Here is a 1,348-nt window from a genome sequence, read left to right on the forward strand (position 1 = left end):
CTTCGCCATCGCACGATCATTTGTTCACTCGATCGTGTGTGGTCCGACCTGCTTTTATGTTGTGATCTTGCGGTAGATTAGAACACGTGATCGACGATATCCGACTTCTCTCCTCCGACGAGTTGCTGCGCAGCTTCGTCGATGAGGAGCGGGAGAGTCGGATTCGTGATGATCGGAAGTTGCGTTTGATCGCCGAGTTGGATCGGCGTGGGGCTGCGGCCGAGTTCGGATACAAGGATTTGGCGCGGGTCCTGCGGGATGCTGTTCGCTGGGATATCGGCGAGGCCCGGAAATGGATCGCCAGCGCCGGGCTGTTGAGCAGCGAGATCACGCCGACTGGCAGCGAGCTGGCGCCGGAGCTTCCGGTGACTGCCTCGGCGGTGGCCGAGGGTGCGTTGTCGGTGGAGCACGTCGCGGCGCTGACCAAGGCGATGAAGAACCTGCCCGCCGAGGCCGAGACCGCGATGGTGGACTTCGCCCGCGAGAACGTGCCTGCCGCGATCCCCAAGTTCGGCGAGCAGCTGGCCTACGCGATGTTCCAGAACGACCCCGAGCCTCGCGATCCCGAGCCCGCGCCTCCGGTCAACTACCAGAGGAAGAGCTGGAAGAACGGTCAGCTGGAGGTCAAGGCCGTGTTGGACACGGTGACCGGCGCGGCTTTCGAGGCGATGCTGGATCCGCTGGCCAAGCCTCGCCCGGACACCTCGGAGGAGGGCCCGGACCTGCGCAGTCGCCCCGAACGTGACGGCGATGCCTTCGCGGAGCTGGTCAACCTGATGGCGCGTGCCGACCAGCTGCCCGACCACGGTGGTGAGCCGGTCACGCTGACGGTGACGATGTCCTACGAGAACCTGGCCGAGCAGGTGGGCGCGGGCATGCTGGACAACGGCGAGCGGGTCCCGGCCGACCAGGTCCGCCAGCTGGCCTGCAACGCGGGAATCATCCCGCTGGTGTTGGGCGCGAACTCGCAGCCGATGAACATCGGCCGCAAAACCCGCAGCTTCCCGGCGGGAATCCGCAGGGTCCTGGTAGCGAGAGACCGAGGATGCGCCTTCCCGGGTTGCTTCCGGCCACCAAGACATTGCGACGCCCACCACATTCAGCACTGGGCAGACGATGGAGAAACATCCGTCGAGAATGCCGTCCTGCTCTGCCGTCACCACCACACGCTGATCCACCAAAGCGAGTGGGAAGTAAGACTGGAACTTGGCATCCCGACGTTCTATCCACCCGCGTGGCTGGCTCCTGCCCGAAACCCCAGACGCAACCAACTCCACGCCGCCGCGTAAACCTGCGTGGGCGAGCCCCGGAATGTCCATCAGCGATGGCGAAGCCGAGCAGTCCTTGA

At 64.7% G+C, this 1,348-nt stretch carries 1 protein-coding gene; it reads left to right on the top strand.

Going from position 1 to position 1,348, the window contains the following annotated elements; translation table 11 throughout:
• Positions 1-86 precede the first annotated feature (86 nt).
• Positions 87-1,289: an HNH endonuclease signature motif containing protein gene (locus UK23_RS48030; protein ID WP_045318563.1), complete on the top strand. Its 1,203-nt coding sequence runs from the start codon at positions 87-89 to the stop codon at positions 1,287-1,289.
• Positions 1,290-1,348 lie beyond the last annotated feature (59 nt).

The sequence above is a fragment of the Lentzea aerocolonigenes genome, from assembly GCF_000955955.1.
GTDB classification, from domain to species: domain Bacteria; phylum Actinomycetota; class Actinomycetes; order Mycobacteriales; family Pseudonocardiaceae; genus Lentzea; species Lentzea aerocolonigenes_A.